This window comes from Caballeronia choica, assembly GCF_001544535.1.
GTDB lineage: Bacteria > Pseudomonadota > Gammaproteobacteria > Burkholderiales > Burkholderiaceae > Caballeronia > Caballeronia choica.
On sequence record NZ_FCON02000306.1, the window covers coordinates 1 to 4,568 of the forward strand.

A 4,568-nucleotide genomic window follows, 5' to 3' on the forward strand; every position below is an offset into this window, starting at 1 on the left:
CGCTGCTCTATGTCATTGAAAGTAAACGAGCTTTCTCGCTGTCGTGGCGCGACAGCGACGTTGTGTATAACGACATGCCGTTAGGGCACAATGCACCAACAAGGAAAAACTTGAGAGAACGCAATGAATGCTAGGCCCCCCCAAAAAAGCCGGCATGGCAAAAAAAATCAAACGGTAAGCTTAAAGCAAAATATCCAGCCAAACGGGAAAGGTATGCAGGATCTACCGGCGGGTCCTCCAAAAAAATTCAAAATATGGAAACTATGGCAAATATTCTGGTCAGTAGTCGGACCAGCAATATCCATCATCGGTTTTTACTTTCTTATAGCACCAAAAATAACAATAGACCCTGGCATCAACCTCGACCCAGAGCAGCCTCTTGCCACCCAGTTTTTGGTAAAAAACATCGGCCACACACCTGTATACGGCATGACTTTCTCGTGCGGATTAGGACGCGCAGGCCACACATACATTGGAAGCCTGAGTGTAAGCAGGAGGACGATTTCGCCAATTTCCGTTTTAGAACCTGGTGCATCCGATACCAAGTCATGTGCACTTTATTCAAGCGGGGACTCAGATATTCCCAACGTAGAGATTACAGCCACATACCACTGGCCAATTATTGGCCACGAAGAATCCATCTCTGCATTTTTTAAGATCGTCAAAGGAAGATCCGGATTCAATTTTTTGCAGGCGGTCGAGCCATAAAATCTACAAAATTTGAACGTAAATAGACCCTCACATGAACCGCCTCCGATTTTTCTGGACACGAATTTGGGGTAAAAGTGTGTCTGGAAACGGAGTTGAACATGCTGAAGAAGTCGAATGTCACTGAGGTTGTGCCGGGGGCGGTGGAAAGAGCGCGTAGCGCGACTGGAAGCGCCCCCGGCGCGGCCGCCGAAGTGAAGCGGTGGTCAGCGAACCGGAAGAAAGAAGTCGTCTTGCGGCTATTGCGCGGCGAGCCGGTGGATGCCATTTCGCGCGAGGTATCGGTGCCGATATACCGGCTCGAAGAATGGCGCGAGCGTGCCCTGGCCGGTATTGATGCCGGCATGAAGGAGCGCGAGTACGATCCGCTAGAGGCCAGGCTTGGTGAGGCGACCCGGCGCATTGGCGAGCTGGTCATGGAAAACGAGCTGCTGCGCAAGGAACGGCAGGATCGATACGCGCCTCGGCAGCGTGGACGCTTGCACTGATCGGCTCACACAAACTGTGCAAGCGCTCGCCGACAACGTCGACAAACTCGCTGGTACGATTGGCGTCCTGCATGACCGGGTTTCGAAGATGGACCAGCGCATCCTGGAGCTCGACGAGCACCGCCGCATGGCGCGCGAGATTGACGAGCTGCGCGCACGTGTCGAGGAACTGGAACGACGCCAGCCCGCGCGATCCTGCGGCTGGCTTCGCGCCGGACACTACCGAGAAACAGCCCCATGGAGTTGTCGATGGAAACCAAAACCCGGGAGGAGTGGAGCGCGCAGATGCGGCGCATCAATGATCGACTGCTGGACGACATCGAGCGTCAGCAGAATGAGCCGAAGTGGATGCCGTTTGTTCGCGACGTCGCGACGTTCGTAGCCTGGGGTGCTCTGTTTCTCGGCGCCGTTCTGGTCGCGCGGCACTTCGTCTGATGCCATCCGATTTACCGCCACGAGCCGAAGCCGCAAAAAAACACCGATTTTCGCTCACACGACGAGCACCAGCGAAGCCGCCGACAAAGCAGCATGGCACCGCCGGCATCGCGCCAAGGAACGCGTTCGCCTGCTGACCGAAGGACCGAACTACCTTGAGCGCAGCCACCGCGAGAATAGCAACGTGTGGTCCTTCGACAAGGACGGGAAACACTATTGGGCGCCAGGTGTCGGGACGCCCGCGATGCGCAAATGACACTTTTTGAATAACATGACCCACCCGCATCGACTCTCTTCGAAGATCCACTTGGACCGAAACGCCCACCTTGAGCATGACAACCGTCGCCTGCGTGAAGCGCTGCGCATGATCTCGGATATCGCCGAAAGCGGCACCACCACGAGCCTACCGAATATCGCACGTCTCGCGCGCAATGCGCTGCTGGCAGGACCACCAGCGAATCCGGCACTGCTCGACTCGACTCGTGCAAAGCAGCAGCAGGGATGACGAACGGCGCCGTCACGCTCGGAGACGTGGCCGCGCGAGCAAGCCACCTTTCGGTAGAGTGCTCGCGCTGCGATCGGCGCGGCCGCTACCAGTTGGCGCGACTGATAACGGCCCTTGGGCCTGACTTCCGCATGACGGATCTCGGTGCGGAGCTCGCGAACTGTCCGCGAAGAACGGCGGCGGTACACGAGCGGTGCGACGTCTATTTCCCCGGGCTGATTGCGACCATGGACGACGACGCGGGTTGTTCGCCGGCAGAAGCGTAGCGATGAAGCGATCACCTGATGTGCCGCGCGCGCCTTGCCATTGCCAAAATCACCTGCCTCCAGATCGCAGATGCGCACGCGCGAAGAAACGCATTGCTTCCTAGCCAGTCGCGCCGGCAATGAGACCGCCCCACCGTCCCCAGCACTCGTGAGATTTCATGAGTGCAGCTCGCTCACCGTGACTGGAGGCGGTGCAGGCTGGTATCGACCGCCGGTTACATGAGCTCGAACGGAGACAACACGCCTGCGAGGCGCGTTTGGTCCTTTCCGTCGATGCAAAGGGTCTCGACGACGAGCCAGAGGGAGGGGCCGTCTTGCCCGGGCACTGCGGCGAGCGCCTTGTCCGTCGAGTCCGTGGCGCGGAGGATCGCTTCCGGATGGACATCCTTCAACTCCATCCCATCTTCGACGGCAGCGTCGATCGACTTTCCCAAGCGTTCTGCCTTCCTTTTAATGCTGACGTTCAGGTATCGGGCGAGGCCGAGCTCCGATATGAGATGCCAGGTGTTGTTGAGCCGCACAGGCAGGAATGAGAAAGAGTGCATGAGCATCAACTGTCTTGCGTGCGCCACGGGCTGCCATGGCTCGACCGTGATTGGCGACTTGACCATTACGTCGCCCACGCCGGGTTTGCCGTTCGTCATCAAGGCCTCTTCAAGTCCGATGCACAGCTCGATGGCTGCTTCAGTTGCGTGTCGGGCATATGCCCCAGTATGCATCGCGTCGTTACGGGCCTGTTTGACTGTCCGGTATAGTGCATCGAACGTCTTGAAGGTCGCCGGAAAAGTCTGCGGTAAAAGTCCGAACAGCGGTGAACCCTGCCCACACTCTGCGATCCGCTCTTTATATTCCCCCATGGCCTCCTGTCTGCCCTGCAGGCGCAGTCCGAGCGCTTCGATGACAAAACAGATTTCCGTAAAGCTCTCGGAGTCCGCGAGCGCGGCGTAGCGGGCAGCTCGCAGCTCGTCACGGTAAAACACGCGCTCATCCGCGCTGAGTGGGCGCAGGGGCGGCGGCGGCTCTTTTGCCATCGGTACACGCGCCTCTAGGTGAAAATTGATAATGCACGATTGTAGAGCCGCAGACGTAGGTCGCTCGTACGATGCTCGCGCTGCGATCGGCGCGGGCGCTACCATCTGGCCCGGCTGGTGGAGACGCTTGGTGCTGACTTCCGGATGACGGACCTTGGCGCGGAGATCGCGAACTGTCCGCAAAGAACGGCGGCGGTACACGAGCGGTGCGACATCTATTTTCCCGGCCTTATTTCGCTCATGGACGGCGACGGCGAGGCGAGTTGTCCTCCGGCGTAACGATGATCAAAAGAAAGCCCCGCCGGAGAGAGGGGCTCCACACGGGCTTCAGGCGGTGCAATTACGAACATGGAGATAGAAGAAGAATGACAGAAGCAATCGCGGTCGCGATCGGTGCGGCTATCGGTGCGGCCATCGGCACCATCTATGCATTCTCGCGTATTCATCCGCGCGCGCGCGAGGCCACTGCGCAGGCATATCGTGACCTGATTATGGCCCTCAACGATCTGCGAGGGGCTTTTCTTGAAGTGAGTGTGGCTAAAGCGGGAGGGCAGCCGCCGACAGACACGATGCGGGCCGCGATTAACGAAGGGAACAAGAATGTCAGCCGGGTGAGCAACAGCGCATCCTTTCTGATTGCTGAGGCCGATTTAGACCTGATCGATACGGTCGGCGAGATCTAGATGACCGCGTGGCCGGCCCTTGGCATCGATGTACCGGCTCGGATTGTCTGGACACGGGTTTGCAACTCAGGCGGCCTCTTTCATGGTGGCTGCGTGACGGGCTTCATGGGGTGACATAAAGCCCAGTTTTTCGAGACGCCAATGACGGTTGTAACGATCTTTGAACTCGACGGCCGCGGCCCGAACTTCCTCCAGGTTCCTGAAGATGCGACCGTGAATGGCTTGTTCCTTCAGCGTCCGGTTGAAGCGCTCAGCGACGCCATTCGTTTGCGGTTCGGCGACGAAGGCGAAGCTCGGCGTGACGCCCCAGAACCTGACCTGGTTGAGGAAGTCATCGGCCGTGTACTGCGAACCGTGATCCATGCGCAGCGTCAAGCCCCGACCAACCTCGGCACCCGTGCCGCCGAATTCACCCAGCAGTCCCTGTGCGATCGGCTGCAAGGCGGCGAACC

General features: G+C 58.6%; 7 protein-coding genes. 5 read left to right on the plus strand and 2 right to left on the minus strand.

Annotated features, from left to right (window positions below):
* Nucleotides 1–123: 123 nt before the first annotated feature.
* From AWB68_RS47735 to AWB68_RS42865, 4 genes are all read left to right on the plus strand, one after another.
* The gene (locus tag AWB68_RS47735; RefSeq protein WP_125483265.1) at nt 124–708 is read left to right on the plus strand and encodes a hypothetical protein; all 585 of its coding nucleotides are present in this window, start codon (nt 124–126) and stop codon (nt 706–708) included.
* A gap of 101 nt (nt 709–809) precedes the next feature.
* Complete coding sequence (locus AWB68_RS42855) at nt 810–1,196, plus strand: IS3 family transposase (RefSeq protein WP_087650169.1); 387 nt, start codon at nt 810–812, stop codon at nt 1,194–1,196.
* A gap of 237 nt (nt 1,197–1,433) precedes the next feature.
* Nucleotides 1,434–1,631 (plus strand): hypothetical protein, encoded by a 198-nt coding sequence (locus tag AWB68_RS42860; protein ID WP_125483266.1) that lies wholly within the window; start codon nt 1,434–1,436, stop codon nt 1,629–1,631.
* A 262-nt stretch (nt 1,632–1,893) separates the two neighbouring features.
* Nucleotides 1,894–2,136, plus strand: coding sequence for a hypothetical protein (locus AWB68_RS42865; RefSeq protein ID WP_125483267.1), 243 nt, complete (start codon nt 1,894–1,896; stop codon nt 2,134–2,136).
* 481 nt (nt 2,137–2,617) lie between these two features.
* Here the strand turns inward: AWB68_RS42865 and AWB68_RS42875 are convergent, their stop codons facing one another.
* Nucleotides 2,618–3,433, minus strand: coding sequence for a CBS domain-containing protein (locus tag AWB68_RS42875; protein WP_087650173.1), 816 nt, complete (start codon nt 3,431–3,433; stop codon nt 2,618–2,620).
* Between the two features lie 365 nt (nt 3,434–3,798).
* Between AWB68_RS42875 and AWB68_RS42885 the strand changes: the two genes are divergently transcribed.
* Nucleotides 3,799–4,116, plus strand: a complete 318-nt coding sequence (locus AWB68_RS42885; RefSeq protein WP_087650174.1) for a hypothetical protein — start codon at nt 3,799–3,801, stop codon at nt 4,114–4,116.
* Between the two features lie 66 nt (nt 4,117–4,182).
* Here AWB68_RS42885 and AWB68_RS42890 read toward each other — a convergent pair.
* On the minus strand, nt 4,183–4,568 hold a 386-nt coding region (locus AWB68_RS42890), incomplete at its 5' end, for an integrase core domain-containing protein (protein WP_143282036.1).

Excerpts from the sequence above, each read along its gene's own strand:
- AWB68_RS42860 (WP_125483266.1), top strand. The coding sequence starts at position 1,434 with ATGGAGTTGTCGATGGAAACCAAAACCCGGGAGGAGTGGAGCGCGCAG.
- AWB68_RS42885 (WP_087650174.1), top strand. The coding sequence starts at position 3,799 with ATGACAGAAGCAATCGCGGTCGCGATCGGTGCGGCTATCGGTGCGGCC.
- AWB68_RS47735 (WP_125483265.1), top strand. The coding sequence starts at position 124 with ATGAATGCTAGGCCCCCCCAAAAAAGCCGGCATGGCAAAAAAAATCAA.
- AWB68_RS42875 (WP_087650173.1), bottom strand. The coding sequence starts at position 3,433 with ATGGCAAAAGAGCCGCCGCCGCCCCTGCGCCCACTCAGCGCGGATGAG.
- AWB68_RS42855 (WP_087650169.1), top strand. The coding sequence starts at position 810 with ATGCTGAAGAAGTCGAATGTCACTGAGGTTGTGCCGGGGGCGGTGGAA.